Below are 26728 nucleotides of genomic sequence, written 5' to 3' on the forward strand. Positions count from 1 at the left end.
GCATGGCCATGCACACCTCACCCCGCAAAACATGGCTGATCTGGCTGGCCCTGCTGATGACTGCGCTGGGCGTGCCGAGTGCGCTCTGGGCCTCGGGCGAGGAGATCGCGCAGAAGATCACCTACACCCGCGCACCGCCCGCGCCGCGCGGCCAGCCGGGCGAGACGGCGGCCGAGCAATGGGCCTATGTCGACAAGCAGAACGCGGGCTGCGTGAGTTGCCATACCAGGAGCGACCACCGCACCATGCACGCCAGCCCCGCCGTCGTGCTGTCGTGCGCCGATTGCCACGGCGGGAACACGCAGGTCGTCGCTGACCGGCGCTGGGCGCGCGGCTCGATGGACTATGTCGCGGCGATGAAGGACGCGCATGTCCTGCCCAGGTACCCGGTCGCGTGGGGCTGGCCGAGTTCGGCAAACCCCAAGCGCTCCTATGCGCTGCTCGCCAAGGAAAGCCCCGAGTTCATCCGCTTCGTGAACCCATCGGACTACCGCGTCGCGCGCGATTCCTGCGGGGCCTGCCACATGTCCATCATCGAGGCGTCGGAGCGCTCGCTGATGAGCACCGGCGCGATGCTGTGGGGCGGCGCGGCCTATAACAACGGCATCGTGCCCTTCAAGAACTACATGTTCGGCGAGAGTTTCACGCGCGGCGGCGAGCCGGCGCTGCTCAAGTCCGCCTCGAAGCAGATCGGCCCCGATGGCAAGCCGATGTGGGGCACCGTGACCCCGGCGGAGAAGGCGCGCGGGGCGCTGCCGATCCTCTATCCGCTCCCCAAGTGGCACACGATCCCGCCGGGCGATGTGTTCCGGGTGTTCGAGGATGGCGGGCGCACGATCAACCCGCAGTTCCCCGAAATCGGCCTGCCCAACTCGACTGGCCTGATCCAGCGGCTGGAAGAGCCGGGCCGCCCCGATCTCAAGCAATCGAACCGCGGCCCGGCCACCGGCCTGCGCGTCGCGATTCCCGTGCTCAACATCCACAAGACACGCCTCAACGATCCGTTCCTGTTCCAGATGGGCACCAACGATCAGCCGGGCGATTACCGCTCCTCGGGCTGCGCTTCGTGCCACGTGATCTATGCGAACGACCGCGAGCCGCGCCACAGCCTGAACTACGCCAAGTGCGGGCGCGACGGGCAGACGATTACGGCGGACCCGACGATCAATGGCCTGCGCGAAGGAGAGCACCGCACCGGCGCTTACGGCACCTATGATGCGGCAAAGCACGGCCACGAAACCCGCGTGCGCGGCACCGTGCTGGGCGGGCGCGGCACGTACATGGGCGGCGATGCGACCGATCCCGAAGAGTCTGCCGACCGCGAAGGCGATTGCGCCCGCGCCATCGCGAGCGCCGAGCAGCTGGTCTACGCGCCGGCCGAAGGCCCCGCGCCGCACGGCACGATGGACGAGCACCGGATGAGCCAGGCTGAGGCCCATGCCGCCGCAGGCCTCGATGCGGGCGGCCATGCATCCGATGGTCCGGTGCCGATGGCGGAGCGCGAGCGCGGCCATCCGCTGGTCCACGCCTTCACCCGCGCGATCCCCACCGCGCAGTGCATGAACTGCCACATGCACCAGCCCAACATCTTCCTGAACTCGTTCCTCGGCTACACGATGTGGGACTATGAGTCCGATGCGCCGCGCATGTGGCCCGGGCCGGAGAATACCGCGCCTCGCCCCGCCGGCATTTCGGATGCCGACTGGAAGCGTGCGTTCAAGACGCAGTTCCACCCCAACATGGCCGAAGCGCGCGAGGTGCTCGATCGCAACCCCGAGGGCGCGAGCACGCACGGCCTGTGGCGCGATGTCGAATTCCTGCGCAACGTCTACGATCTCAACAAGGACAACAAGGACACCCAGTTCGCCGACTACCACGGCCACGGCTGGAACTTCCGCGCGATCCTGAAGCGTGACCGGCGCGGCAACTTGCTCGATGCCGATGGCGACATGTCCACTTACGGCACCGACAAGGCGCACATCATTGCGCCGGACGATCCGGAGAAGTGGCGCAAGAACGGCGAGGGCAAGTTCGTCGATGTCGGGCCGGACAATCCCGGCAAGTCGGTCCACATGATGGATATCCATGCGCAGCTCGGCATGCAGTGCGCCGATTGCCACTTCGCGCAGGACAGCCACGGCAATGGCCTCATCTACGGCGAAGTCGCCAATGCCGTCTCCATCGGCTGCAAGGACTGCCATGGCACGCCGGACGCCTACCCGACACTGATGACCTCGAACCTCGCCGCGCCGGAGAAGGGGGAAAACCTCGCGCTGCTGCGCAACATGGATGGCCAGCGCCGCTTCGAGTGGTCGATGGAGAACGGCCGCCGCGTGCTGACCCAGCGTTCGATCATCGATCCGAAGCTGTCGTGGCGCGTCAGCCTCGTGAAGGAATCGGTCGATCCGCAGTATCAGGGCGTTACCGAACCCTCCGGCAAGCCCGTGTTCAACCCCAAGGCGGCGCGCGCCAAACTGATGGGCAAGTCGGGCGCGGAGGACGGCCTGTTCCGCTTCGGCCTCGGCGTCCCCAAGGCGGAGCGCGCGCATGGCGATGACGACATGGCCTGCTTCACCTGCCACCTCTCGTGGACCACTTCGTGCGCCGGCTGCCACCTCCCCATCGAGGCCAACTGGAAGTCCGCCACGCACAAGTACGAGGAAGACTATACCCGCAACTACGCGACCTATAATCCGCAAGTCGCGCGCGATGACATGTTCCAGCTCGGCAAGCACCAGCGGAACAAGTCGTCGGGTTCCGATCCGGTGCAGTTCGATGCTTCGGGCAATCCGATATCGGGCAAGGCCATAACCGCGCCGATCCGTTCGACCTCGGCGCTGATCCTCTCCTCGACGAACATCAACCGCGAGCGGATCTACGTGCAGCAGCCGCCGATTTCCTCGCCGGGCTATTCGTCACAGGCCTTCGCGCCGCACTTCCCGCATACCGTCAGAACGGCCGAGACCAAGCAATGCACCGATTGCCACCTCAGCAAGGATGATGACAACAACGCCATCATGGCGCAGCTGCTCCTGCTCGGCACCAACACCGTCAACTTCGTCGGCATGAACGCGTGGTTCGGGCTGGACGGCGGGTTCGAGGCGGTGCGCGTCACCGAGTGGGACGAGCCGCAGGCCGTGATCGGCAGCTACCTCCACCGCTATGCCTACCCCGATTTCTACCGGCAGCATGTCGAGAAGAACAACCGCGAACTCAAGAACTGGACCCGCGGCGCGATTGTCGACAAGCATCTGGCGGGCGAGACGACCGGCCGCGAGGAGTTCACCAATATCACGAAGGGCACTTCGGATGCGGTGCACTGCCTGCAGATGCGCGGCGAATACATGTTCGTCGCCGAAGGCAAGGGGGGCTTCCGCGCCTATGATATCGCCGCCATCGGCGACAAGGGCTTCTCCGAACGCATCGTGACCGCGCCGTTCTCGCCCCTCGGCCACGACACGCATGTTGCTACGACCGACGCGACCTGCATGGCGCTGCCCACCAACCAGTCGATTGCGCCCACGCGCAACACGCCCGAAATGCGCGAGGCGAACCAGGAACAGCCGTTCTCGCCGATCTACCACTACGCCTTCATCACCGATGCGGTGGAAGGCCTGATCGCGGTCAACGTCGATACGCTGGCCGATGGCGAGTTCCGCAACAACTTCTTCCACCGCGCCCTGACCTTCAATCCGGACGGCGTGCTGAAGGGCGCGCGGCACATCACGCTGGCGGGTGACTATGCCTATATCGTCACCGACAAGGCGCTGGTGACGGTCCACCTGACAAAGCCGTGGTCCCCCGCTGCGCCCTGCGAGGTTTCGGACAAGAAGGGCGGCGAGACCTGCCTCGATCCCAAGGTCACTTCGGTCGTGCCCTTGCGTGATCCGCGCGCAACCGCCGTGCAGTTCCGCTATCTGTGGGTGACGACGGCGAACGGCCTCGAGCTGATGGACGTGACCAATCTTGCGAGGCCCCAGCCGGTGCCTTCGGCCACCGTCCCGCTGGAAGACGCGCGCCGCGTCTATCTCGCGCGCACTTATGCCTATGTCGCGGCGAAGAAGCAGGGTCTTGTCATCGTCGATATCACGGCGCCGACGCGGCCCTCGATCTATCAGACCTTCACCGCCGATGGCGCACTCACCGATGCCGAGGACGTGATCGTCGCCTCGACCAATGCCTCGCTCTTTGCCTATGTCGCGGACGGGATCAACGGCGTGAAGGTCCTCCAGCTGACCTCGCCCGCCAGCCAGCCCAATTTCTACGGCTTCTCGCCCGAACCCAGGCCCGAACTGATCGCCTGGGCCCACACGCCGAGCCCGGCGCTGGCGCTCTCGAAGGGCCTCGACCGGGATCGCGGCGTCGATGAAACCGGCGGCCAGATCGCCGTGTTCGGCCGCCTCGGCTCGCGCCCGTTCACCCGGCAGGAGATGGAAGCGCTGTTCCTGAACAAGGCCGGCCAGCCGTTCAAGGTGAGCAACGCGGTGGACATGAGCCTGTGGGTCGGTGCCAGGCCCGCGCCGCTGCTGGCGGCGCGGCCCTGAGCCCCATCGTCACACATCATCGAGCAGCAGCAGCGCCAGCTCCAGCGTCATCTTCGGTTCGGGCAGCAGGCTCTGGTCGAGCCGGACCACCGCGGCATCGGCTACCAGCGTGCGCGGGATCGTGAACTCGTGCTCGGGCAGGGTGGCCATCAGCGCCTCGGCGGCGTCGCAGGCTTCCCAGCCATCATAGCACAGCACGATGGTGTGGCGCGTGCCCGCGAAGGTCACGCTGGCCCAGGGGGCCTCGCTGTGCTGCATCAGTTCGGCTTCGGGCCCGGCCAGCGCGAGGACGGCGCGCAGGAGGCGGGTCCCGGGGCTGATCCGCACGCGCGGATGCGGAGTGCCCGGCAGCCCGTCTTCCTGAGCCGATTTGCGCTCGAAGGGCCGTTGGGAAAGGATCTGGGCGGGGAACAGGTGATCAAGCCACATGGCTGGTGCTCCGATAATTGTTCATGAAATGTTCCACGCGTGCTTCCGTCGCGGGGCGGGGTTCGCGGCCATTGCGCAAATCATCGACGAAGCGCGGGTCTTGCGCGGCAAGGCGGCCGAAGCGCGTGCGCGGCATGCCGTGGTGGGAAAGGAACCGTTCGATCTTCCTGATCAACATGGCAGGGCCTCCGTCGGTGAAGTGGAATGCGGGATGAGTCGAAATAAGATTTTTCTTATGTTGACGGATTATTCCTACAGGTCTAGGAAAAATCCTTCGAATATGGAGGAAGGCGATGAATTCCCGAATCGAGACGCAACAAGGCTCCGCCGGGCCCGTTGATCCGGCGATGGATCCGGCCCGTGCCCGTCTTGTCGCGCTGGCGGCGGAGCGCGGGGTCAGCCTTGCCGCGCTCTCGGGTCTGCTGGGCCGCAACGCCGCCTATCTCCAGCAGTTCGTGCGCAAGGGGTCCCCGCGCAAGCTGGAGGAAAATGACCGCCGCGCCCTCGCCGAATTCTTCGGTGTGGAGGAGGCCGAACTCGGTGCTCCCTCGCGCGAAACTGTCCTGACGGTTGGAGCGGGGGCGCCCGTTCGCGCGGCCGATTGGGCGGATATCCCGCGCCTTCCGCTCGGTGCTTCAGCCGGTCCCGGCACCGTTGCGCTCGATCCCGCGCCGGTTGACCGGCTGCGCTTTTCCGGCCGCTGGCTGCGCCAGCAGGGGCTTGAACCCGCCATGCTCAGCGTGATCGAGGTCGAGGGCGATTCCATGGAGCCCACCCTGCGCGATGGCGACGAGATTCTTGTCGACCGCTCCGCGCGGCCCTTGCTTAGCGGGCTTCACGTGATCCGGGTCGATGATGTGCTGCTGGTCAAGCGGCTGGAGCCGGGCTCTGCAGGCGCGATCCAGATCATCAGCGACAATCCCGCCTACCCGCGTCTGGAACGCCCCCGCGCCGATGTTGCCGTGCTCGGCCGCGTCGTCTGGAAGGGTGGACGCGTCTAGGATTTTTACCTTTCTGACCCGCATTCGCCCCCCGAAGCGTTGACGGAGGGGTTGCCTTGCCCGCCTCCAGACGCCACCTTGCAGGCCATGACCGAGACCGCCATCCAGCAGCCGCTCAAGGCCGCCATCATCCCCGTCACGCCGCTCCAGCAGAACTGCACGCTGATCTGGTGCACCAGGACGATGCGCGGCGCGTTCATCGATGCCGGCGGCGATATCGAGCGGCTGCGCGCCGCGATCGAAAAGTCGGGCGTCACGATCGAGAAGCTGCTCGTCACCCACGGCCATATCGACCACTGCGGCATCACCGGCGTCCTCGCCAGGGAACTCGGTGTGCCGATCGAGGGCCCGCACGAGGCGGACCGCTTCTGGATTTCGCGGCTGGACGAGGACGGCAAGCGCTGGGGCATCCAGGGCGAAGTGTTCGAGCCGACGCGCTGGCTGAACGACGGCGACACGGTCACCGTGGGCGAGGTCGAGCTCGATGTGATCCACTGCCCCGGTCACACGCCAGGCCACGTGGTTTTCGTCCACCAGCCCTCGCGCTTTGCGGTGGTGGGCGATGTCATCTTCCAGGGTTCGATCGGGCGCACCGATTTTCCCATGGGCAACCATGCCCAGCTCATCGCCTCGATCACCGAGAAGCTCTGGCCGCTGGGCAATGATATCATGTTCGTTCCCGGCCATGGGCCGAACAGCACCTTCGGCCGGGAACGCCAGACCAACAGCTTCGTCAGCGATTACAATCTGATGCAGTGATGTCTGGTGTGTTGAGCCTTAGGCCATCGCGCTCATGATTGCCCAGATCGCAAGGCCAAGCAGGGTGAGCAAGGTGATGAGGGTGCCGATCATGCGCCCGATGGCAAAGCTGCCGCCATCCATGCCAAGGCCATGCATCACCCGGCCCGCCAGATAGACGCCCGCCACCACCGCCAGCGCAGGACTGCCGGGGTTGGCCAGTTCCAGCGCGGCAATCAGCACCAGCACGATCGGGGTGTTCTCGTTGAAGTTCGCATGGGCGCGCATGCGGCGGATCAGCTTGTCGTTCCCGCCGTCGCCGACCGAGACCTTTTCGGCCGTGCGCACCTGGCCGCAGCGGATCGAGAGCCAGATGTTGATGAGCGCGGCCGCGGCCACGGCGCCCAGCGTGATGGGCAGCACGAGAGGTAAAGTCATGTTCAGGTATCCCCTTTTTTGGTTTATGGTATTGCACCCCGCGTCCTCCTAGCGGAGCGGCGCTTGCAAAGCATCCAGAAATCCGTATAGGCGCGCCTTCGCCCGCGATTGGCGACTCCAGCCTGCTGCCGAATTCCCGTTGGGCCGCCATCTTCAGGGCGTCCCAACAGGGGTTGTGTGCAGGGCGGGATTTGCTTATCGCGCTAGCCCGTAGACGACTTTTAGATCAGGAACAGGTGCCGCGATGGCCGTCCCCAAAAGAAAGACCTCGCCCTCTCGCCGGGGCATGCGTCGCAGCCACGATGCGCTGAAGGCCGAAGCCTTCCACGAATGCTCCAACTGTGGTGAACTCAAGCGCCCGCACATGCTGTGCGGTGCCTGCGGGCACTACAACGGCCGCGAGATCATCGCCGTCGGCCTCTGATTTCGGCTGAGGGGGAGACAGCCGGGCTATGGCTTTGCCGCGTATCGCCGTCGATGCGATGGGCGGCGATGTAGGCGTGCGCGTCATGGTTGAAGGCGCCGCGCTTGCGCGCCGTCAACATGACCAGTTCAAGTTCCTGCTGGTGGGAGACGAGGGCGCGATCAAGCAGGCCCTCGAAGCTCACCCGAACCTGCGCGCGGCTTCCGAAATCCTTCACGCGCCTGATGTCGTGGCTGGTGATGAAAAACCGACCCAGGCCCTGCGCCGCGCCCGCACCACATCGATGGGCCTCGCGATCGAGGCGGTGAAGAGCGGCGAGGCGGGGGCAGCCGTAAGCGCTGGCAATACCGGCGCGCTCATGGCGATGTCGAAAGTCGCGCTGCGCACGATGCCGGGCATCGACCGGCCGGCGCTGGCCGCACTGGTGCCTACGCTCGGTGATCACGATCTCGTCATGCTCGATCTCGGTGCCAACACCGAATGCGACGCGCGCAATCTTGTCCAGTTCGCGATCATGGGCGCGGCCTATGCGCGCGTCGTCCACGGGCAGGACGAGCCCCGCGTGCGGCTGCTCAATATCGGCACCGAAGACATCAAGGGCACCGACGAGCTGCGCGAGGCGGCCGCGATGCTCAAGCAGGCGGGTGAGGCGCTGGCCTTCCGCTTCGATGGCTTCACCGAGGCGGACAAGCTCTCGCGCGGGGACATCGACGTCGTCGTCACCGACGGCTTCACCGGCAATATCGCGCTGAAGGCGATGGAAGGCGCGGCGCGCTTCGTCGCCGATCTCCTGCGTCGCAGCTTTTCGAGCTCGCTGCGTTCGAAATTCGGCTTCCTCATTTCAAAGCCGGCGACCGAACTGCTCAAACATCATCTGGATCCCAACAATCACAATGGCGCAGTGTTCCTCGGTCTCAACGGTGTCGTCGTGAAAAGCCACGGCAGCGCCTCTGCGCTCGGCGTCGCCCATGCGGTCGCGGTCACCGCGCGCCTGCTGTCCGAACGGCTGACGGAACGCATCGCGGCAGACCTTGCCCGGGTTGGCGAGGAAACCATGCGCGGCACCGCAGCGCGGGTGCGGCCCGCTCCCGAAGCACCGGGAGCCGGTGCATGACGCTACGTTCGGTCATTCGCGGCAGCGGTTCCGCGCTTCCTGTCCGCGCGGTTCCCAATGCCGAGCTTGCCAGCATGGTCGACACGACCGACGAGTGGATCGTCGAGCGCACCGGCATCCGCAACCGCCACATTGCGGGCGCGGGCGAGACAACGGCGACGCTGGCCACCGAGGCCTGCCGCAAGGCGCTCGAAGCGGCCGGCATCGAAGCGGCCTCGATCGATCTCATCGTGCTTGGCACGTGCAGCCCGGACCAGACCTTCCCGGCTTCCGCGACGATCGTCCAGAACGCGCTCGGTTGCCGCGGCGGTATCGCGTTCGATGTCGCCGCGGTCTGCTCGGGCTTCCTCTATGCGCTGGGCACGGCTGATGCGCTGCTGCGCACCGGCATGGCAAAGCGTGCGCTGGTCATCGGCGCCGAAACCATGAGCCGCCTGCTCGATTGGGAAGATCGCACCACCTGCGTGCTGTTTGGCGACGGCGCTGGCGCGATCGTGCTCGAAGCGGTCGATGTGGACGAGAGCGATCCGTCCGCGCCCGGCATTCTGGCCACCCGGCTCCACGCCGATGGCGCGCACAACGAACTGCTCCACATGGACGGCGGCCCTTCCAGCACTGGTACGGTCGGCAAGCTGCGCATGAAGGGCCGCGAGGTGTTCCGCCATGCCGTGGTCAACCTTGCCGCCGTCCTCGAGGAAGTGCTCGAGGCCACCGGCCATGTGCCGGCGGATATCGATTGGGTGGTCCCGCACCAGGCCAATGCGCGCATCCTCGATGCGACCGCGCGCAAGCTCGGCCTGCCGGGGGAAAAGGTGGTGGTGACGGTCGATCGCCACGCCAATACCAGCGCGGCCTCGGTCCCGCTCGCCTTCGATACCGCGGTGCGCGACGGCCGGATCAAGCCCGGCGATCTCGTGATGTTCGAGGCGATGGGCGGCGGATTCACCTGGGGAGCCAGCCTCGTCCGCGTGTGATTTCCCCAATCTCGAACGGTTCGCGATGCAGTTTTCGTTGCGGACCAATGGATTGGCCGATAAAATAATATGGAAAGCGGATTGTAAAGCGTGGCGGACACTGTATTGTGTCAAGCCAGCTTGTCGCTTTTTTATCGGGGGAATCAGGGATGCGTTCAGTAGGGACTCTTACTCGCGCTGATCTTGCAGAGAGCATCAATCGCCGTGTCGGCCTGTCGCGGGCGGATTCGCTGGGCATGGTCGAATCCATTCTCGATCACATGTGCGAGGCGCTGGCAGAGGGCGAGAATGTAAAGATTTCCGGATTCGGAACCTTTCTGCTACGCGACAAGGCACAGCGCATCGGTCGCAATCCCAAGACCGGTGTCGAAGTGCCCATCACCCCGCGCCGCGTCATGACGTTCCGCGCAAGCCAGATGCTGAAGGACCGGATTGCTGCAAGCAGTTGATACCCCGGGATCGGTGCCGCCTGCCCCTCCTGCCTTCGCTGATGGCAAGGAGCCCGATGCCCTGCGCACGATCGGCGAAGTCGCAAAAGCGCTTGGCCTGAAACAGCACGTCCTGCGCTACTGGGAAGAGCAGTTCCCGATGCTCCGTCCGCTGACCCGCGCCGGCGGCCGCCGCTACTACCGCCCGGAAGACGTCGCGCTCGTCGCGCGGATCGACCAGCTTCTCCACCGCGAAGGCTACACCATCCGCGGAGCCCGCCAGGCGCTTTCGGGCAAGGCCCCGGCGAGGCCTGCGCCGGCTGCCGCGCCCGAAGCTGGCCCGGAACCGGCACCGCGCACCCCCGGCATGCCCGCCGAAGACGAAATCATCGCCGCCATCCGCATCCTGCGCCGCCATCTCCAAACGATCCGTCACCGTCTGGCGGATGCACTGGAGGACTGAGAGCGCTGGGCTGTCCCGCGCGGAGCCGCGGGCTTGGGATCTTTGCAGTTTCCATATGGTCCCACCGCCTCATGCTGCAGTGCAGGTAACTCCGCCATCGGTCTGTTGCGATATCCGCCGAGGCGTTTACCGTGCCTTAGTGCGGATCTGCTAGTTCTGCGGCACGTTTCCGATAGTCGGAAAGCCGGGGCCGAGTGAAAAACATGCTCGATTGGGCAAGCAGCGATGACGAATATCGCGCCAGTCTCATTACATATTTGAAAAACGCCTCGCCCGATGTTTGGCATCGTTATGCGCTGAACCACAACTGGGATGATCGGTTGGACGGGCTTTACTGGATTGTCAGTCAGCCGGAATGCGACAAGGCTACGGCGTTGCTGATCTTTTGGAAGGGCTGTCCAACGGGCTACGACTACGAGACCGAAGAAGCGCAAATGGGAGAAGACGTCTACGCCGTTGCGCCAATGCTGCGATACATCTCCGAGCGCTTCAATACGACCGGCTATATCCGTTCAGAAATCGCCTATGACTTTCTCGAAGATCATGGGCTCAATGATCCTGCGTTCAAGGCGATCAATGAGGCCGGGCGCCACAGCGATCTGGAGGAGCTTGTCGAACGTCAGAAAGGCGTGGCGGATCCGAGGGTCAAACTCCATCCCGAGCTGAAGTTGCTGCGGATCGCGGGGCGAAGGGTCGCGGGTCATGACGACGATTTCGATTTCCGCGATTTGTTTGCCGGTAACGTCATGCTCGATGCATTCGGCATGTTCGCAAGCGTCGCTGGTGCGGGATTTGGTGTTGCATGGGCAACAATGTCCCTGTCCTCGAAAACTGGCGGTCCACTCGTTTGGATCGCCGCCATTGCCTGCCTTGCCTATTGTCTTCGCAGTGGCGTTGCGAACCTGAGGACCATGAATGCGGCCGTCCATGGCGGCTATAGACTGTCCTCGTCATGGATTGTGGCGACGGTGGCTCTGGCTGCTGTCGCGGGAATGGCCATTGGCCGCGGTTATTTCTGGATGGCCTCCGGCCATGCAGCTTCGGCGATCGTACGCTACGGCCTGCTTGCTGTCGCTCTCGTGGCAGCCACAGCCCTTAGCTATGCGCTGGCACGCATCCTCATCAGCCCGCGGGCCATCCGCCTCGCCTGAACGAACTGTGGTTTTGTGCGAAATCTCTGCGGCCGCGTGTGCTGGATTTCGAGAGTTGGTAAGCCTCGCACTCAATCGTTGAGCGTCGGCCCCAGCGCCGGGTCGAGATCGCGTGGCCGCTTCATGGCCACCAGCTTCCCGCAGCGTTCATCCAGATCGGCCCAGCGTTCGATGGCGAGTTCCATCACAGCGAAGGTCGCGGTCGGGAACTTCACTTCCACGTCCTCGCGCAGCGGGCTGGTGCCGTCATCGGGCACGAGGTCGAAGATCAGGTCCTCAAGGCCCGGATTGTGGCCGATCATCAGCACGCTTTCGGGCTCGCCCGATAGCTCGCGCAAGAGGTCGATCAGCGTTGCGGAACTCGCGAGGTAGATCCGGCGGTCCCACTCGACCGGAAAGCTGTGCCCCCAGGCCTTGCTCGCTTCCTCGATCGTCTCGGCCACGCGCACGGCGGGTGAGGCGATGATGCGCTCGAATGTCAGGCAGGTGCTCTTGATGTATTCGCCCATCGCCCGCGCACCGCGCACCCCGCGCGCGTTCAGCGGCCGGTCGAAATCGCGGGCCCGTGCATCCGACCAGTCGGACTTCGCATGGCGCAGAAGAGCGAGCTTTTTCAAGGGCGGGTCTCGTTGATCGGGCTGGCCGGCGCGGGTGCGTCGGCGCCTTCTGAAACACGGCCCGCCACGCTTTGTAAAGCCGCATCGAGCGTGACGCGGCGCACGGGCGTTCCGGGCGGGAACGCGGTGAGCAGCCGTGAGGGGAAGGCCGAGGAGAGCACCACGAAATGCCCCTTGTCGGTGCCGGTGCGGATCAGCCGCCCGAAGGCCTGCGCCAGCCGCGCGCGGATGATGCGGTCGTCATGGGCCTGTCCCCCGCCTCCGAACTTCTCCGCATGGGCCAGCCGCCGTGCGCGGTGGAGGATCGAAGGCTTGGGCCAGGGCACCTGCTCCATCACCACCAGCCGCAGGGAATGGCCCGGCACGTCCACCCCGTCGCGCAAGGCATCGGTGCCGAGCAGCGAGGCGCGCGGATCATCGCGGAAGATATCGACCAGCGTGCCCGTATCGATCGGATCGACATGCTGGGCAAAGAGCGGCAGGCCCCCGCGCGCCAGCCGGTCGGCAATCCGGCCGTAGACCGCGCGCAGCCGCCGGATAGCGGTGAACAGGCCGAGCGCGCCGCCGCCAGAAGCCTCGATCAGCCGCCCATAGGCATTGGCAAGCGCGGGAATATCGCCGCGCGGCACATCGGTCACGATCAGCACTTCGGCGTTGCGCGCATAGTCGAACGGGCTTGCCGCCGTGAACACCTGCGGCCGCACATCGAGATGCGGCGCTCCGCTGCGCAGGACGGCGCTCGACCAGTCGCCGCTTTGCGTCTCCGCGCCGTCGGTCAGCGTGGCGGAGGTCATCATCACCCCGTGCGCGCCCGCCAGCACCGCCTCGGCAAAGGGCTTCATCGGATCGAGGTAGCGGCGGTGCAGGCCGATATCCCACTCGCGCCCTTCGGAGCGTTCGAGCGCCAGCCAGTCGACGAATTCAGGGTCGCCCGGCCCGCCCAGCCGCGCGAGGAGACTGATCCACCCGGCGATCAGGTCCGTGCGCCAGCCGATGGCCCCGCGCGCGCCTTCGATCCGCGCCCGCGCCGGTCCGTCGAGCCAGTCCGGCCCGTCCTCGATCAGCGCTTCCAGCCGCAGGGCAAGGCGCATCAAGGGCTGGCGCAGCGCCTCCAGCGCTTCCTGCGCGCGGCCGGCCGTCTCGATGAAGCTGCCGCCCAGCTGCGCTGCCTCGGTCTCCAGCCCATAGCCCGCTTCCTGCCCGCCGCTCTCGTCGCGCGCGAGCACGAGTTCGCGCGTTTCCGCCAGCAGGTCCTCCAGCGGCCCGAACGGCTCGCCTTCGACCACGCGCGCCAGCCAGCCATCGCCGGGCAGGGCGCTCGCCGCCTCGCGTGCATCGGCAATCGCGCGCGCCCCGTCGTCGTCGTAGCTCGCCACATCCGCCAGACGCGCGGCAAGGCCCCGCCGCCGCCCGCGCTGGTTGCCCTCGGGCCCGATCACCCAGCGCCTGAGTTCCACCGTCTCCGCGCCGGTGAGCGCGGCGGCAAAGGTGCTGTCCGCCGCCTCGAACACGTGATGGCCTTCGTCGAACACGATGCGCGTCGGCCGCTGCGAAGGCTCGCGCGCGCGGGCGGCGTTGATCATCACCAGCGCATGGTTGGCGATCACCAGTTCCGCCCCGGCCGAGGCGCGCGCCGCGCGCTCGATGAAGCATTTGCGGAAATGCGGGCACCCCGCATAGACGCATTCGCCGCGCTGGTCGGTCAGCGCGGTGATCCCGCGTTTCCTGAACAGCGTGCCGAGCCAGCCCGGCAAATCGCCGCCGATCATGTCGCCGTCCTGGCTATAGGCCGCCCAGCGCGCGACGAGCTGCGCCATGATCGCCGGCCGCCCGGTGAACCCGCCCTGCAGCGCGTCTTCCAGATTGAGCAGGCAGAGGTAATTCTCGCGCCCCTTGCGGACCACCACCGGAGGGCCGACGCGCCCCGCCTGCGCCGCGCGGTCCGGCGGGAAGGCCGCGCGGCTTTCGCGCCGCAGCTGGCGCTGCAGCGCCTTGGTATACGTCGAGACCCAGACCGTTCCGCCCGACCGCTCCGCCCAGAGCGAGGCGGGCGCAAGATAGCCGAAGGTCTTGCCGGTGCCGGTGCCCGCCTGAGCCAGCACCATGTGCGGCTGGCGCTGGCCCCCGCGCGGCGAGAACATTGCGCCCGCCGCCCGGGCATAGGCCTGCTGCGCCGGGCGTGCTTCCGCGCCGCTGCCGGTCAATTCGGCAAGCCTTGCGGTGATCGCCGCGTCATCGAGCACGATCTGCGCGGGCTGTGGCCGCTCGGGCGCTTCCTCCCATTCCGGCAGGCGCGCGAACAGCCAGCGCTCGGCGCGGCTCGGCTGCGCGATGCGGGGGCTTAGCAGCCCGGCCCACGGCCAGCGCAGCCGCACCAGCGATTGCAGCGCGCTCCATGCCCCCTCGCGTTCGGGCCAGGCCGGGTCCTCGCACACCGCGAGCAAGGCCTGCGCTGCCGCCTGCAGCAAAGCGGGCACACCGGCATCGCTGACCGGCTCTGCCAGCCCCAGCGCCTGCGCCAGCCCCTTGGGCGTGGGCACCATGAACCGCGCGGGGTGGATAAAGGCGAACAGCTCCAGCAGATCGAGCCCGGAAAGATCGGGGTAGCCCAGCCGGCTCGCCACCAGAGGCGCATTGAGCATGAGCAGCGGCGTATCGGCCGCCGCCATGATCGCCTCGCCCTTGCCGACAGGGCGCGTGCCCCCAATTCCTTTCTCATGCGCGTCGCGCAGCCAGCAGCCGCTGTGGCTGGCATGGATTGCGGGGATTGAAGTGGCAGCCATCGCCCGGCCACTAGAGAGGAAAGGCGGGGTCGGGGCAAGCGCCCCGCTTACGTGGTTCCCCATATGGGCCAAACACCCCGTTGCAGGGCGCTTGCCTTAAACCCGGCAAGGTTCGGCCGTTCTGGCCTTTCGGGACATGAACGGAGCCCCACGCTCCGGCCCATAGTGGAGAATGGGAATCATGGCAGTCATCAATACCAATATCAGCGCGATCCGCGCCTCGAACGCCTCGAACTCTGCGTCGAAGATGGCGGGCGTCGCGATGGAGCGCCTGTCGACCGGCAAGCGCATCAACGGCGCCAAGGACGATGCGGCGGGCCTCGCGATCACCACCACCATGACCTCGCAGATCAAGGGCATGAGCCAGGGGATCCGCAACGCCAACGACGGCATCAGCTTTGCCCAGACCGCCGATGGTGCGCTGAACGAAGTGACCGCCATGCTGCAGCGGATCCGCGAACTGGCGATCCAGGCCAAGTCGGCCACCTATACCGATACCGACCGCACCTCGATGCAGTCCGAAGTTGCCAACCTCACCTCGCAGATCAGCGAAGTGCTGGAAAAGACGACGTTTAACGGCACCAAGCTGTTCACCGTCATCGGCGCGGCGCCGGCTGCCGATGGTTCGGACGATGCGACGTTCTCGATCCAGACCGGCAGCAACACCACCGATACGGTCGACCTGCGCAGCAAGGCGATCGACGGCACCAAGCTCTTCGGCGGCACCAACACCACCTACGATCCGACGACGACGCCGCAGGCGATCGACGTGAGCACGGCAACGCAGGCCGGCACCACGATGGACAACGTCGATGCCGCACTCACCGCGATCAATGTCGCGCGCGCCGAATTCGGTTCGGGCCAGAACCGCCTCGAATCGGTGATCAACAACCTCACCGACAACGTGACCAACCTCTCCGACGCGCGGAGCCGCATTCTCGATACCGATTATTCGGCCGAGACGACGGCCATGGCCAAGGCCCAGATCCTGAGCCAGGCCTCGACCGCGATGATCGCGCAGGCCAACCAGGCGCAGCAGAACGTGCTGTCGCTGCTGAAGTAACGTATCTAGACCCCCTCCCTTGAGGGGAGAGGGTTGGGAGAGGGGGAAATCAGGCGATCCTGGCCTGCTTTTCCAGCAGCAGGCCTTCCAGCCGGTTCACCTCGGGCACGGCGGCCACTTCGAAGCGTTCGGTCACCTTGTCGCCGTCGCTGTCCACGCGGGTGCCGGTCTGGACGCGCAAGGTGCCGTAGCCGTCGGCATCGGCGGTCACGTCGATGGGGCCCATCTGGTCCAGCATCACGCTGGCGCTTTCGCGCTTGCCGCACGCGGTTACCCGCAGCAACCGCCGGTCGGTAAGGCCATAGATCGTCTGCGCGGCCTTGCGCTGCGCCTTGAACGGCATCCACAGCATCGCAAGGCCAATGCCGATGAAAGGCAGGCCGAACAGCGGGAACACGATGCCGAAGCTCCACTGGATGCCCAGCGGCGTGTGCGAGCTCGCCATCCACGGCAGCAGCGCCATCGCCTCCCAGAACAGCGCGAAGGCCGTCCACGGCACCGCGAAGAACCAGATCGCAAAGATCGCGCGCAGCCGCGAGGGATCGGGCCTGCCGCTCCACAGCAGGCGTTCCCCGGGCAGAAGCTCGCGCTGCAGGATCGCTTCCAGTTCGGGCGCGGGCGGTGACATCAGCGTCGTCATGCTGCCGATCATGCCACGCGGCGGTTAGGACGGCGTTACAGCCTCACGCGAACCCGACGAAGGTCGCCGCCTCGGCCACTGACTTGCGCTCGGATACAACGGCATTGGCAGGGAAACTGTCGTCCGGCCAGCCGAGCGCGATGCTCTTCATGATCACCTGATCGTCCGCGATCCCGGCATGTTCGCGCACCACCGGGCTCTGCATGATGCCCTGGCTGTTGATCACCGTGCCGAGCCCGCGCGACCATGCCGCATTGACCAGCGCATTCACCACGCCGCCGCAATCGAACGGGGTGTCGTCGCTGCCTTCCAGCACCTTGTCGTAGGTCACGATCACGCAGACCGGCGCATCGAACTGGCGGAAGCCGCGCAGCACCCAATCCTGCCGCATCGCCGCGTCATCCCGCGCGATGCCCATCGCGGCAAACAGCTGCTTGGCGACGCCGATCTGGCGTTCGCGGTGCACACCGGCAAAGGGCTCGCCCTTGCGGAACTCGCGGCTGTCCGGAACGCCTGCGAGAATGCGCTCGGTGTTGCCCTGACGGATGCGCGCCAGCGGCTCGCCGGTGATCACGTAGAAATTCCACGGCTGCGTGTTCATCGAAGTCGGCGCGCGCATCGCCAGCGCCAGGATTTCCTCGATCAGCTTCTGCGGCACCGGATCGGGCTTGTAGCCCCGGATGCTGCGCCGCCCGAGCATGACCTCATCGTATTCCATGTAGTGCTCCCCCAAAGTTCTTTCCTGATCGGTAGCGACCTCGCCCCCCTGCGCACAACCTTTTCCTTGCGCTGCTTTCTCTTGCGCTTTGGGGGGCCATCCGCAAAAGGGACGGCGCTATGGAAAACGCAGAAAACCCCGCCCCGCTTGATCCCTTCACCGCCAGCCAGACCTCCAAGGCCTGGCCGTTCGAGGAAGCGCGCAAGCTGGTCAAACGCTTCCCGGGCGGCAAGCGCGATGCGGCTGGCGATCTCGTGCCCGTGCTGTTCGAGACCGGCTATGGCCCCTCGGGCCTGCCGCATATCGGCACCTTTCAGGAAGTGCTGCGCACCACGCTGGTCCGCCGCGCCTATGAGACACTCACAGGTGGCCACCCCACGCGCCTGATCGCCTTTTCGGACGACATGGACGGCCTGCGCAAGGTGCCGGACAACGTGCCCAACAAGCAGGTTCTGGCCGAAAAGCTCGGCCATCCGCTGACGCGCATCCCCGATCCCTTCGAAAAGTTCGAGAGCTTCGCGCACCACAACAATGCGATGCTGTGCGACTTCCTCGACCGCTTCGGCTTCGAGTATGAATTCGTCTCCGCCAGCGACCGCTACAATTCCGGCCAGTTCGACGATGCGCTGCGGAACGTTCTGCGCAATTTCGGCGCGATCATGGACATCATGCTGCCCACCCTGCGCGAAGAGCGCCGCCGCACCTATTCGCCGGTCCTGCCGATCAGCGAGAAGACCGGCGAAGTGCTGCAGGTCCCGCTCGAAGTCGTCGATGCCGAAGCCGGGCTCGTGCGCTTCGAGGATCAGGGCGAGGTAGTCGTCCAGTCGATCCTCGGCGGCAAGTCCAAGCTGCAATGGAAGGTCGATTGGGGCATGCGCTGGACGGCGCTTGGCGTCGATTACGAGATGTGCGGCAAGGACCTCACCGATAGCCACCTCTATTCGGGTCGCATCGCGCAGGTCCTCGGCGGCCGGCGTCCGGAGGGTTTGATCTACGAGCTGTTCCTCGATGAGAACGGCGAGAAGATCTCCAAGTCCAAGGGCAATGGCCTCACCATCGAGCAGTGGCTGGAATATGGCAGCGAGGAAAGCCTAGGCTTCTATCTTTTCCGCGAGCCCAAGAGCGCCAAGTCGCTCCACGCCGGGATCATCCCCCGCGCGGTCGATGAATACTGGCAGTTCCGCGAAAAGCTGCCCAGCCAGCCCATCGAACAGCAGCTCGGCAACCCCGTCTGGCACCTCCTGCGTGCCAATGGCTACCACGGCGGGGCCAATGATTCTGGGGCAGATACGCTCCCCGTCACCTACGGCCTCCTGCTCAACCTTGTCGGCGTGCTGGGGGCGCAGGCGACACGGGCGCAGGTCTGGTCGTACCTGGCGAACTACGTCGAAAACGCCGATCCCGCCGCGCACCCCGCGCTCGATACGCTGGTCACGTCTGCCTTGGCGTACAACCGCGATTTCGTCGCCCCGACGCTCAAGCGCCGCAAGCCCGAGGCCAACGAAGCCCGCGCGCTCGCCGCACTCGACGAGGAACTCGCCGCGACCAGCGACGATGCGACGGCGGAGCTGCTGCAGAACCTCGTCTACGAGATCGGCAAGGACCCGCACTACGGCTTCGAAAGCCTGCGCGACTGGTTCAAGGCGCTCTACGAAACCCTGCTCGGTTCGGCTCAGGGCCCTCGCATGGGCAGCTTCATCGCGCTCTACGGCATCGAGGGCACGCGGCGGCTGATCGCGGAAGCGCTGGAGGGCATGGAACTGCCGGCGGCGTGATCGCCCCCTAATACCAAGGCCGTGCGCGGTACCACTTCGTCACGATATACTTCACCCCCCGCTCCACCGGCCGCCCGGCGTGGAGCGTCAGCGGGTTCGGCTTCCCGTCGCGGCCCATGTTGTTCCACACCAAGAGCGCGCCCTTCTGCGGGGGCACCGAGATCGGCACCTTGGGGAACTCCGTCGCGCCGCCGGCCTCCACGTCCGAGAGGTAGCCCATTGCCGTCCATGTCCGCTGCCCGCCGCGGCCTTCCTCGGTCGGCCAGTAGCTGGCGGCGGTATCGAAGTAATCGAAGTGCGCGCGGAATTGCTGGCCGGGTTCATAGCGCTGGCCCTGGATCACCTCGCCATGCGCGGGCTCGATGCCCATGAGGTCGTCGATCCGCCGCTCCAGCATCTTGATGAACGGATCGCCGGGATTGACATCGCCGCTGTAGCTCGTCCGCCCGCTGTCGGCGTTGCCGTGATAGGTGGGGGAGGGGCGCGCCACCGCATCGACCATCCCGATCAGCCGGGTGCATTCCTCCGCCGTGAAGAAATCGGCGACGCCGTAGATCTCGATGGCGTCGACCGGCAGGCGGTAGACGCTGGGGTCTGCCTCCAGCCGCGCGCGCACCCGTTCGCCCACTTTGGCGAGCGCAGGGGCATCCTGATGGGCGGGCCGGGCGCGACGAAATCCGATCATGCGCTGCTCATGCCGCAGCCGCCCTGCGCTGCCAAGTGGCACGAGGTAAACCCGGGTCGTTCCCGCGTAACAGTATCCTGCTATTTTTAAGTTACCAAAGATAACTAAAGTTAAAACCGTTGCGGACCATATTTTTGCGCTGCAGGCTTACCAATATTGCGCAATATGGTTACATATATCTCATGGTTGATGGTTTATTGATCATGACATTACCAAGATTTACGTAACGATGGATGCTGACCGTGAAAGCAGTCAGGGTCGGATCACCGAGAGCCCAGCGGCGGGGCGAACGGGATCCGGAGACTAACGTTTCCTTGGAAAGCGAGGAGTTGGCTTTGGACGGTCATGTTGACTTGGATGCGGAAACCCTTCGCATCGCAAAACTGCTGTATGAAGCGCGTCGCCGCCGCGATGCGGCAAGCCCGATCAAGGGGCTCTTCGGAGAGCCGGGCTGGGATATCCTGCTGGACCTGTACATTGCCCGCAAAACGCGGACGGCGCTGCAGGTGTCGAGCGTCTGCGCCGCTGCGGGGCTGCCTTCCACCACGGTCCTGCGCTGGATCGCGCGGCTGGAGAGCGAGGGCCTGATCGTGCGCGTGGCGGACCAGGATGATGCCCGCCGCCGCTACGTCAACCTGACAACGCGCGGCCTCCGGCTGACGACGTCATTGCTCGACGCCATCGGTTCAATCGGTTGAAAATTGCGCCCGGCGGCTCCCTTTTCAGGGCAGCCGGGCCAGCAGATCGAGGGCGAACGCCGTCAGCGTATCATCCCGCGCGCCCATGATCGCCACGCGGTCGCCCGGCCGGGCGACCGCGGCGATGCGGGCCGCGCAGTCCTCGCGGGCCGGGATATGCTCCGCCGTGCCGCCCTGTGCCCGGACCAGCTCGACGATGCGCTCGCTGCCAACCGACCGGTCGACCGTGCCGCCGAAGTAGACCGGATCGCACAGGATCGTGCGGTCGTCCGGCCCCAGCCGGGTGGCCAGCACCTCGGCCAGTTCCGCACCCATCTGGCGCAGCGGGCCGTACCCGTGCGGCTGGAAGAACGCGATCACCCGGCCAGGATGCGCCTTCAGGGTGGCGAGTGTCGCGGCGACCTTTTCCGGATTGTGTCCGAAGTCGTCGATCACCGTCACGCCGCCAGGGCTCGTCCCCACCACGTCAAACCGCCGCGCAAGGCCGGCATAGCCCTCCAGCGCCCGCACCGCATCGCCCAGCGGCACCCCGGCGGCATGGGCTGCCGCCAGCGCCGCCAGCGCATTGGCCAGGTTGTGGCGCCCCGGCACCTTGAGCGCGAGGGGATGCCGCTCGCCGGTCCGGCGATGTTCGATCACCGCGTCGATCCCCAGCGGCGATTCGGCCACGCTGCCCTCCGCCACGCCAAAGTCCACATCGCTGCGGCCTATGCCAAAAGTGAGCGCACCGCCTAACGCCCGGCTGGCGAGTGCCGCGCTTTCCGGATCGTCACCGTTGACCACCGCCGTGCCGGCCCGCGCCAGAAAGTCGCCGAACAGGCTGCGCAGTTCCTCCATGCTCTTGTGATCGAGGCTCACGTTGTTGAGCACCGCGATCGTCGGCCGGTAGGCGGCGATCGACCCGTCGCTCTCGTCCACCTCGGATACGAACGGCGCCTCCGCGCCGCCCACCCGCGCGCTCGCAAAGGGCGCATCGGGACTGGCGAGGTTCTTCATCACCGCGCCGTTCATGATCGTCGGATCGCGCCCGCAGGCGGTGAGGATCCATCCCAGCATCCCCGTCACGGTCGATTTGCCGCTGGTCCCGCCCACGGCGATGCCGATCGGCGCCGCGTTGAATAAAGCCGAGAGCAGGTCCGCCCGCCGCATCCGCCGGCATCCCAGGGCGGCGGCGCGGACCATCTCGGGCACGGTGTCTTCCACGGCGGCGGAGGCGACCAGGATCTGATCGGCCGAGGTGATGCCGCTGCCGTCCTGCGGGTGGAGTACGAACCCCAGGCTTTCCAGCCAGGCGAACTTTTCCGGTGTGCGCCCCTGATCACGGCTGCGGTCCGATCCGGCAACCACCGCGCCCTTGCCTTTCAGGATCAGCGCCAGCGGCAGCATTCCCGAACCGCCGATGCCGCAAAAGAACCAGGGGTGTGCGGTAAGGTCTGCGGGCGCGTCCGTGCTCATGGGGCAAAGCGGTATGCGCCCTTGTGCCCGAGCGCAACCGGGTTAGGAAACGTCATGCCCCGCTCACCCGTTCGCATCGCCATCTGCGCGCCGGCCCGGCCGATCACCCGGCAGGATGCCGCCGCCGTCTCCGCGCTGGCGGCCGAGGTGCCCGGTGTCGAGCTCGACTTCCACCCGCAGTGCTTTCTGGAACAGGGCCACTTCGCCGGCAGCGATGAGGAGCGCCTCGCCGCCTTTGCCGCCTGCGCGAACGATCCCGCGTTTGATGCGGTGTGGTTCGCGCGCGGCGGCTATGGCTCCAACCGCATTGCCGAGGCGGCCACCGCGCAGCTGGGCGAAGCCGCGCGCGGCAAGGCTTTCCTTGGCTATTCCGATACCGGCTACCTCCTCGCCGCCCTCTACCGCGCCGGGATCGGCCGGCCCGTCCACGCGCCCATGCCCGGCGATATCCGCCGCGAAGGCGGGGCGGAGGCGGTCCTGCGCGCGCTGCGCTGGGTGGCCGGAGACCGCGCGGGCGAAGCGCCTGCCGAGGACGAAGGCTGCCCCCGCGCCGCGTTCAACCTCACCACGCTCGCCATGCTCTGCGGCACCCCGCTGATGCCCGATCTTTCCGGCCATGTCGTGATGGTCGAGGAGGTGTCCGAACACCTCTACGCCGTCGATCGCCTGTTCTTCCACGTCACCGCGCAGCTGCGCGGCGTGGCCGGCCTGCGCCTCGGCCGCCTCGGCGATGTGCCTGAAAACGACGTCCCCTTCGGCTGCGACGCTGAAGCCATCGCCCGCCATTGGTGCGCCCGCGGCGGCATTCCCTACCTTGGCCGGGCCGATATCGGGCACGATGTTGATAACAGGATTGTCATGTTCGGGCTTGAGCCACCCCCCGCGAAACACTAGGCGCGCTGCTTCACAGCAGGAGTGTTTTGATGCGGGCATTCGTTTTTCCGGGGCAGGGCAGTCAGAAGCTGGGCATGGGGGCAGAGCTTGCCGCCGCCAGCGCCGCCGCACGCGAGGTTTTCGAGGAAGTCGATGACGCGCTCGGCCAGAAGCTCTTCGCACTGATGACCGAAGGGCCCGCGGACGAACTCACGCTCACGGCCAACGCCCAGCCCGCGATCATGGCCAATGCCATCGCCGTGCTGCGCGTGCTGGAAAAGGAATGCGGCCTCGTGCTGGCCGACAAGGCGCAGTTCGTCGCCGGCCACAGCCTTGGCGAATATACCGCGCTCTGCGCCGCCGGCGCCTTCTCTCTTGCCGATACCGCCCGCCTGCTGCGCCTGCGCGGGCAAGCCATGCAAGCCGCGGTGCCGGTGGGCGAAGGCGCGATGTGCGCGCTGCTTGGTGCCGAAATCGACCAGGCCACCGCGCTGGCCGCCGCCGCTGCCGAGGGCGAGGTCTGTACCGTTGCCAACGACAACGCACCCGGTCAGGTCGTGCTCTCGGGCCACACCGGCGCGATCGAGCGCGCGATTGCCATGGTCAAGGACCACGGTATCAAGCGCGGCATGCTGCTGCCGGTCTCGGCTCCCTTCCACTGCCCGCTGATGCAGCCGGCAGCCGAGGCGATGGCTGAGGCGCTGGAGCGCACCCCCCCGGGCCCCTTGCGCGTCACCCTCATGGCCAATGTCACCGCTGCCCCCGTGACCGACCCCGCCGAAGTCCGCCGGCTGCTCGTCGAGCAGGTAACCGGCCGCGTCCGCTGGCGCGAAAGCATGATCGCGCTCGGCGCGGCGGGCGTCACGCATTTCGCCGAACTCGGCGGCAAGGTCGTCGGCCCGATGATCACCCGCACGGTCGCCGACGTCGCGGTTGCCAGCGTCGTCAGCATGGCCGATATCGAAGCCTTCGCGAAGGAACTCTAAGCATGGAAAACCGCCTCTTCGATCTGACCGGCATGACTGCCCTCGTCACCGGCGCCGCCGGCGGCATCGGTTCGGCGATCAGCCACGCGCTTGCCCGGCAGGGCGCGCGCCTCGCGCTCTCGGGTACCAATCCGTCCAAGCTGCGCGCGTTCCGCGAAGAGCTCAACGACACGTACGGTCACGATCACGTCGAGATCACCTGCGATCTTTCGAACACCGAACAGGTCGAGCATCTCGTGCCCGCCGCGATCGACACACTCGGCAAGGTCGACATTCTCGTCAACAATGCCGGCATCACGCGTGACAACCTGGCGATGCGCATGAAGGATGAGGAGTGGGATGCGGTCATCCGCGTCAATCTCGAAGCAGCCTTCCGCCTCATGCGCGCAGCGTCCAAGCCGATGATGAAGGCGCGCTTCGGCCGCATCATCACGATCACCAGCGTGGTTGGCGCGACGGGCAATCCCGGGCAGATCAACTATGCCGCCGCCAAGGCCGGCCTCGTTGGCATGTCGAAGAGCCTCGCGCAGGAACTCGCCACGCGCGGCATCACGGTAAACTGCGTCGCTCCAGGCTTCATCCGCACCGCGATGACCGACGTTCTCCCCGATGCGCAAAAGGATGCCCTCAATGCGCGCATTCCGATGGGCCGCATGGGCGAGGGGGCCGATATCGGCGCTGCGGTCGCCTATCTCGCCAGCCGCGATGCGGGCTACATGACGGGGCAGACGCTGCATGTGAACGGCGGCATGGCGATGCTGTCCTGACCTTTCCATGTGGCGCGCCGCGCTCCTTCTGGCGCTGGCCGCCACGCCGCTCACGGCACAGGCCCGCGCGCCGCAGGCGCTTGCCTGCGCGGTCCTCGCCGCGCCCGAGGGGCTCGACGCGCAGCTTGCCGACACCCTGCTCACGCTCGACGAAGCGAAGAACAAGCCTGCGCTCGATGTGCTGCATGCCCTCGTCGATCGCTGTGCGGCCGACCAGTTCCTTGGCGAGAAGGAGCGCAGTGCCTATTTCGGCTATGTGCTCGGCCGCATGGCGCGCGATGGGCTCGATGCACGGCTCAAGGCTGAAGGCATCCCCTCCGGTCTCATCGACAAGGCGCTCGATATCGGCCCAGGCAATGCCAACAATCCGGCCACGCAGGTCACGCAAGGTGATCTGCGCCGCATCGCCAATGCGCTTGCCGAAACCGGCAAGGATCCGGCCAAGGTGACCCCGGTCGGCTGGGGTCTGATTACCGCGTGGATCGCCGCCACCGCGCAGATGTTCGATGCCTTGCGCGCGCTTGATTGACCCTTCACACCAACCTCGCCGATTTCGTTGCATTTATGCACAGCTTCGCCGTTGCTGAGGCGGGTTGCGCTTGCCCGCGCCGGGGCGCGCGTTAAGGAAGGTGGTCCAGCAACAACCAGTCTTCGCGGGCGATTCCGCCGCTGCGAAGCTGCCAGCCAGACGGCCCTGACCGGTCCTCGATGCGGATCGGCCCGGGCGGGGGACACGAGACGAGAATGAAGGCCACGATCGAACGCGCGACCTTGCTACGCTGCCTGTCCCATGTGCAATCGGTGGTGGAGCGGCGCAACACCATTCCGATCCTCTCGAACGTGCTGATCGAGGCTTCGCCCGATGGCTCGGTGCGGGTGATGGCGACGGACCTTGATCTGCAGATCATCGAGACGATGCCCGCGCGCGAGGTTGAGCGCGGCGGCGCGATCACCGTGTCCGCACACCTTCTCTTCGATATCGCGCGCAAGCTGCCCGATGGCAGCCAGGTCAGCCTCGATGCCGCCGATGGCCGCATGGTCGTCAAGGCCGGGCGCAGCCGCTTCCAGCTGCCCACGCTCCCGCGTGACGATTTCCCGGTCATCGTCGAAGGCGATCTGCCGACCAGCTTCGAGATTCCGGCGCGCACGCTGGCCGAACTGATCGACCGCACCCGCTTCGCGATCTCGACCGAGGAAACCCGCTACTACCTCAACGGCATCTTCCTCCACGTCGCGGATGAGGCGCAGCCCGTGCTCAAGGCCGCCGCAACCGACGGCCACCGCCTCGCGCGCTACACCATTGCCCGGCCGGATGGCGCCGAGGGCATGCCCGACGTGATCGTGCCGCGCAAATGCGTGGGCGAACTCAGGAAGCTGCTCGAAGACGTGCTCGATACCGCCGTGCTCGTCGATCTCTCGGCCAGCAAGGTGCGCTTCACGCTTGGCGGTGAACACGGCGTCGTGCTCACCAGCAAGCTGATCGACGGCACATTCCCCGATTACAGCCGCGTGATTCCCACCGGCAACGACAAGCTGCTCCGCCTCGATCCGCGCAGCTTCTTCGAAGGCGTTGACCGCGTCGCCACGATCGCCACGGAAAAGACCCGTGCGGTCAAGATGGCGCTCGAGAACGACAAGGTCACGCTCTCGGTCACCAGCCCGGAAAACGGCACCGCAGCCGAGGAAATCGCCGCAGAGTACCGTGCGGCCGGCTTCGAGATCGGCTTCAACGCCAACTATCTCAAGGACATCCTCAGCCAGATCGACGGCGACATCGTGGAACTGCACCTCGCCGACGCCGGCGCGCCGACGCTGATCCGCAAGGATGACAAGTCGGCCGCGCTCTATGTGCTGATGCCGATGCGGGTGTAGTTCTGGCAGGGAGCGCCCCCGTTTCGGGGGCGCTTCGCCAGCATCGTGCTTAACGGAGCAAGTCACGCAAGCTCTGGTATGCATACTAGTTG

The 26728-nt window shown here is 66.2% G+C and carries 26 protein-coding genes; 17 read left to right on the plus strand and 9 right to left on the minus strand.

The features are described 5' to 3' along the window. Nucleotides 1-2 precede the first annotated feature (2 nt). Complete coding sequence (locus tag AQZ52_RS16655; protein ID WP_420806453.1) at nt 3-4544, plus strand: hypothetical protein; 4542 nt, start codon at nt 3-5, stop codon at nt 4542-4544. Between the two features lie 9 nt (nt 4545-4553). On the opposite strand, the gene AQZ52_RS16660 is transcribed toward AQZ52_RS16655, so the two are convergent. Both AQZ52_RS16660 and AQZ52_RS16665 read right to left on the minus strand, forming a co-directional pair. Then, on the minus strand, nt 4554-4973 hold the full coding sequence (locus AQZ52_RS16660) for a hypothetical protein (RefSeq protein ID WP_240481721.1): 420 nt from the start codon (nt 4971-4973) through the stop codon (nt 4554-4556). Continuing rightward, the gene (locus AQZ52_RS16665) at nt 4963-5151 is read right to left on the minus strand and encodes a hypothetical protein (protein WP_067913553.1); all 189 of its coding nucleotides are present in this window, start codon (nt 5149-5151) and stop codon (nt 4963-4965) included. The genes AQZ52_RS16660 and AQZ52_RS16665 overlap by 11 nt, the downstream gene beginning before the upstream one ends. Before the next feature lie 115 nt (nt 5152-5266). Between AQZ52_RS16665 and AQZ52_RS16670 the strand changes: the two genes are divergently transcribed. Both AQZ52_RS16670 and AQZ52_RS16675 read left to right on the plus strand, forming a co-directional pair. Continuing rightward, nucleotides 5267-5974: a S24 family peptidase gene (locus tag AQZ52_RS16670; RefSeq protein ID WP_067913556.1), complete on the plus strand. Its 708-nt coding sequence runs from the start codon at nt 5267-5269 to the stop codon at nt 5972-5974. Nucleotides 5975-6061: 87 nt separating this feature from the next. Further along, nucleotides 6062-6733, plus strand: coding sequence for an MBL fold metallo-hydrolase (locus AQZ52_RS16675; protein WP_067913562.1), 672 nt, complete (start codon nt 6062-6064; stop codon nt 6731-6733). Between the two features lie 18 nt (nt 6734-6751). Here the strand turns inward: AQZ52_RS16675 and AQZ52_RS16680 are convergent, their stop codons facing one another. Continuing rightward, nucleotides 6752-7150 (minus strand): MAPEG family protein, encoded by a 399-nt coding sequence (locus AQZ52_RS16680; RefSeq protein ID WP_067913566.1) that lies wholly within the window; start codon nt 7148-7150, stop codon nt 6752-6754. Between the two features lie 244 nt (nt 7151-7394). Between AQZ52_RS16680 and rpmF the strand changes: the two genes are divergently transcribed. The 6 genes from rpmF to AQZ52_RS16710 all read left to right on the plus strand — a co-directional run bounded on the left by rpmF (nt 7395) and on the right by AQZ52_RS16710 (nt 11704). Continuing rightward, nucleotides 7395-7574, plus strand: coding sequence for a 50S ribosomal protein L32 (rpmF, locus tag AQZ52_RS16685; protein ID WP_054121704.1), 180 nt, complete (start codon nt 7395-7397; stop codon nt 7572-7574). A 28-nt stretch (nt 7575-7602) separates the two neighbouring features. Then, entirely contained in the window at nt 7603-8688 is a 1086-nt protein-coding gene (gene plsX / locus AQZ52_RS16690) for a phosphate acyltransferase PlsX (protein WP_067913569.1), read from the plus strand. Then, a complete protein-coding gene (locus tag AQZ52_RS16695; RefSeq protein WP_067913572.1) occupies nt 8685-9662 on the plus strand; it encodes a beta-ketoacyl-ACP synthase III in 978 nt (325 codons plus the stop codon). Before plsX ends, AQZ52_RS16695 begins: the two co-directional genes overlap by 4 nt. Before the next feature lie 149 nt (nt 9663-9811). Next, nucleotides 9812-10111 (plus strand): integration host factor subunit alpha, encoded by a 300-nt coding sequence (locus AQZ52_RS16700; RefSeq protein WP_067913574.1) that lies wholly within the window; start codon nt 9812-9814, stop codon nt 10109-10111. After that, the gene (locus AQZ52_RS16705; RefSeq protein ID WP_420806457.1) at nt 10098-10553 is read left to right on the plus strand and encodes a MerR family transcriptional regulator; all 456 of its coding nucleotides are present in this window, start codon (nt 10098-10100) and stop codon (nt 10551-10553) included. Before AQZ52_RS16700 ends, AQZ52_RS16705 begins: the two co-directional genes overlap by 14 nt. A gap of 203 nt (nt 10554-10756) precedes the next feature. Then, entirely contained in the window at nt 10757-11704 is a 948-nt protein-coding gene (locus tag AQZ52_RS16710) for a DUF4274 domain-containing protein (RefSeq protein ID WP_067913578.1), read from the plus strand. 71 nt (nt 11705-11775) lie between these two features. Here AQZ52_RS16710 and AQZ52_RS16715 read toward each other — a convergent pair whose 3' ends face one another. Beyond that, the gene (locus AQZ52_RS16715) at nt 11776-12321 is read right to left on the minus strand and encodes a SixA phosphatase family protein (RefSeq protein WP_067913581.1); all 546 of its coding nucleotides are present in this window, start codon (nt 12319-12321) and stop codon (nt 11776-11778) included. Continuing rightward, nucleotides 12318-15104, minus strand: a complete 2787-nt coding sequence (locus AQZ52_RS16720; RefSeq protein WP_067913584.1) for an ATP-dependent DNA helicase — start codon at nt 15102-15104, stop codon at nt 12318-12320. Before AQZ52_RS16720 ends, AQZ52_RS16715 begins: the two co-directional genes overlap by 4 nt. Before the next feature lie 181 nt (nt 15105-15285). On the opposite strand from AQZ52_RS16720, the gene AQZ52_RS16725 reads away from it, so the two are divergent. Next, complete coding sequence (locus tag AQZ52_RS16725) at nt 15286-16167, plus strand: flagellin N-terminal helical domain-containing protein (RefSeq protein ID WP_067913588.1); 882 nt, start codon at nt 15286-15288, stop codon at nt 16165-16167. 49 nt (nt 16168-16216) lie between these two features. On the opposite strand, the gene AQZ52_RS16730 is transcribed toward AQZ52_RS16725, so the two are convergent. Together AQZ52_RS16730 and AQZ52_RS16735 are read right to left on the minus strand one after the other, a co-directional pair. After that, nucleotides 16217-16807 (minus strand): hypothetical protein, encoded by a 591-nt coding sequence (locus AQZ52_RS16730; RefSeq protein ID WP_156425005.1) that lies wholly within the window; start codon nt 16805-16807, stop codon nt 16217-16219. A 43-nt stretch (nt 16808-16850) separates the two neighbouring features. Beyond that, a complete protein-coding gene (locus tag AQZ52_RS16735; RefSeq protein ID WP_067913594.1) occupies nt 16851-17525 on the minus strand; it encodes a nitroreductase in 675 nt (224 codons plus the stop codon). A gap of 119 nt (nt 17526-17644) precedes the next feature. Here AQZ52_RS16735 and AQZ52_RS16740 point away from each other — a divergent pair, with 119 nt between their 5' ends. Further along, complete coding sequence (locus AQZ52_RS16740; protein WP_067913597.1) at nt 17645-19300, plus strand: lysine--tRNA ligase; 1656 nt, start codon at nt 17645-17647, stop codon at nt 19298-19300. A gap of 7 nt (nt 19301-19307) precedes the next feature. On the opposite strand, the gene AQZ52_RS16745 is transcribed toward AQZ52_RS16740, so the two are convergent. Then, nucleotides 19308-19985, minus strand: a complete 678-nt coding sequence (locus AQZ52_RS16745) for a prolyl hydroxylase family protein (protein WP_067913599.1) — start codon at nt 19983-19985, stop codon at nt 19308-19310. A gap of 233 nt (nt 19986-20218) precedes the next feature. Between AQZ52_RS16745 and AQZ52_RS16750 the strand changes: the two genes are divergently transcribed. Beyond that, a complete protein-coding gene (locus AQZ52_RS16750) occupies nt 20219-20683 on the plus strand; it encodes a helix-turn-helix domain-containing protein (RefSeq protein ID WP_240481723.1) in 465 nt (154 codons plus the stop codon). 24 nt (nt 20684-20707) lie between these two features. Here AQZ52_RS16750 and AQZ52_RS16755 read toward each other — a convergent pair whose 3' ends face one another. Continuing rightward, complete coding sequence (locus tag AQZ52_RS16755; RefSeq protein ID WP_067913612.1) at nt 20708-22138, minus strand: glutamate ligase domain-containing protein; 1431 nt, start codon at nt 22136-22138, stop codon at nt 20708-20710. Between the two features lie 54 nt (nt 22139-22192). Between AQZ52_RS16755 and AQZ52_RS16760 the strand changes: the two genes are divergently transcribed. The 5 genes from AQZ52_RS16760 to dnaN all read left to right on the plus strand — a co-directional run bounded on the left by AQZ52_RS16760 (nt 22193) and on the right by dnaN (nt 26636). Continuing rightward, on the plus strand, nt 22193-23032 hold the full coding sequence (locus AQZ52_RS16760) for an LD-carboxypeptidase (protein ID WP_067913614.1): 840 nt from the start codon (nt 22193-22195) through the stop codon (nt 23030-23032). A 29-nt stretch (nt 23033-23061) separates the two neighbouring features. Then, nucleotides 23062-23997 carry an ACP S-malonyltransferase gene (fabD, locus tag AQZ52_RS16765; RefSeq protein ID WP_067913616.1) on the plus strand — a complete coding sequence of 312 codons (936 nt, stop codon included), beginning with the start codon at nt 23062-23064 and terminating at the stop codon, nt 23995-23997. Nucleotides 23998-23999: 2 nt separating this feature from the next. After that, nucleotides 24000-24764: a 3-oxoacyl-[acyl-carrier-protein] reductase gene (fabG, locus tag AQZ52_RS16770; RefSeq protein ID WP_067913617.1), complete on the plus strand. Its 765-nt coding sequence runs from the start codon at nt 24000-24002 to the stop codon at nt 24762-24764. A gap of 7 nt (nt 24765-24771) precedes the next feature. Next, the gene (locus AQZ52_RS16775) at nt 24772-25293 is read left to right on the plus strand and encodes a hypothetical protein (RefSeq protein ID WP_067913618.1); all 522 of its coding nucleotides are present in this window, start codon (nt 24772-24774) and stop codon (nt 25291-25293) included. A gap of 215 nt (nt 25294-25508) precedes the next feature. After that, complete coding sequence (dnaN, locus tag AQZ52_RS16780) at nt 25509-26636, plus strand: DNA polymerase III subunit beta (protein ID WP_067913619.1); 1128 nt, start codon at nt 25509-25511, stop codon at nt 26634-26636. The last annotated feature ends 92 nt before the right edge of the window (nt 26637-26728 follow it).

This window comes from Novosphingobium fuchskuhlense, assembly GCF_001519075.1.
GTDB classification, from domain to species: Bacteria; Pseudomonadota; Alphaproteobacteria; order Sphingomonadales; family Sphingomonadaceae; genus Novosphingobium; species Novosphingobium fuchskuhlense.

Coding starts and splice junctions, on each gene's coding strand:
- AQZ52_RS16745 (WP_067913599.1), bottom strand. CDS start 19,985: ATGATCGGATTTCGTCGCGCCCGGCCCGCCCATCAGGATGCCCCTGCG.
- plsX (WP_067913569.1), top strand. CDS start 7,603: ATGGCTTTGCCGCGTATCGCCGTCGATGCGATGGGCGGCGATGTAGGC.
- AQZ52_RS16775 (WP_067913618.1), top strand. CDS start 24,772: ATGTGGCGCGCCGCGCTCCTTCTGGCGCTGGCCGCCACGCCGCTCACG.
- AQZ52_RS16695 (WP_067913572.1), top strand. CDS start 8,685: ATGACGCTACGTTCGGTCATTCGCGGCAGCGGTTCCGCGCTTCCTGTC.
- AQZ52_RS16655 (WP_420806453.1), top strand. CDS start 3: ATGGCCATGCACACCTCACCCCGCAAAACATGGCTGATCTGGCTGGCC.
- AQZ52_RS16730 (WP_156425005.1), bottom strand. CDS start 16,807: ATGACGACGCTGATGTCACCGCCCGCGCCCGAACTGGAAGCGATCCTG.
- AQZ52_RS16660 (WP_240481721.1), bottom strand. CDS start 4,973: ATGTGGCTTGATCACCTGTTCCCCGCCCAGATCCTTTCCCAACGGCCC.
- fabG (WP_067913617.1), top strand. CDS start 24,000: ATGGAAAACCGCCTCTTCGATCTGACCGGCATGACTGCCCTCGTCACC.
- AQZ52_RS16760 (WP_067913614.1), top strand. CDS start 22,193: ATGCCCCGCTCACCCGTTCGCATCGCCATCTGCGCGCCGGCCCGGCCG.
- AQZ52_RS16725 (WP_067913588.1), top strand. CDS start 15,286: ATGGCAGTCATCAATACCAATATCAGCGCGATCCGCGCCTCGAACGCC.
- AQZ52_RS16700 (WP_067913574.1), top strand. CDS start 9,812: ATGCGTTCAGTAGGGACTCTTACTCGCGCTGATCTTGCAGAGAGCATC.
- AQZ52_RS16670 (WP_067913556.1), top strand. CDS start 5,267: ATGAATTCCCGAATCGAGACGCAACAAGGCTCCGCCGGGCCCGTTGAT.
- AQZ52_RS16680 (WP_067913566.1), bottom strand. CDS start 7,150: ATGACTTTACCTCTCGTGCTGCCCATCACGCTGGGCGCCGTGGCCGCG.
- AQZ52_RS16675 (WP_067913562.1), top strand. CDS start 6,062: ATGACCGAGACCGCCATCCAGCAGCCGCTCAAGGCCGCCATCATCCCC.
- AQZ52_RS16720 (WP_067913584.1), bottom strand. CDS start 15,104: ATGGCTGCCACTTCAATCCCCGCAATCCATGCCAGCCACAGCGGCTGC.
- AQZ52_RS16665 (WP_067913553.1), bottom strand. CDS start 5,151: ATGTTGATCAGGAAGATCGAACGGTTCCTTTCCCACCACGGCATGCCG.
- AQZ52_RS16710 (WP_067913578.1), top strand. CDS start 10,757: ATGCTCGATTGGGCAAGCAGCGATGACGAATATCGCGCCAGTCTCATT.
- AQZ52_RS16755 (WP_067913612.1), bottom strand. CDS start 22,138: ATGAGCACGGACGCGCCCGCAGACCTTACCGCACACCCCTGGTTCTTT.
- fabD (WP_067913616.1), top strand. CDS start 23,062: ATGCGGGCATTCGTTTTTCCGGGGCAGGGCAGTCAGAAGCTGGGCATG.
- rpmF (WP_054121704.1), top strand. CDS start 7,395: ATGGCCGTCCCCAAAAGAAAGACCTCGCCCTCTCGCCGGGGCATGCGT.
- AQZ52_RS16740 (WP_067913597.1), top strand. CDS start 17,645: ATGGAAAACGCAGAAAACCCCGCCCCGCTTGATCCCTTCACCGCCAGC.
- AQZ52_RS16735 (WP_067913594.1), bottom strand. CDS start 17,525: ATGGAATACGATGAGGTCATGCTCGGGCGGCGCAGCATCCGGGGCTAC.
- AQZ52_RS16750 (WP_240481723.1), top strand. CDS start 20,219: ATGCTGACCGTGAAAGCAGTCAGGGTCGGATCACCGAGAGCCCAGCGG.
- dnaN (WP_067913619.1), top strand. CDS start 25,509: ATGAAGGCCACGATCGAACGCGCGACCTTGCTACGCTGCCTGTCCCAT.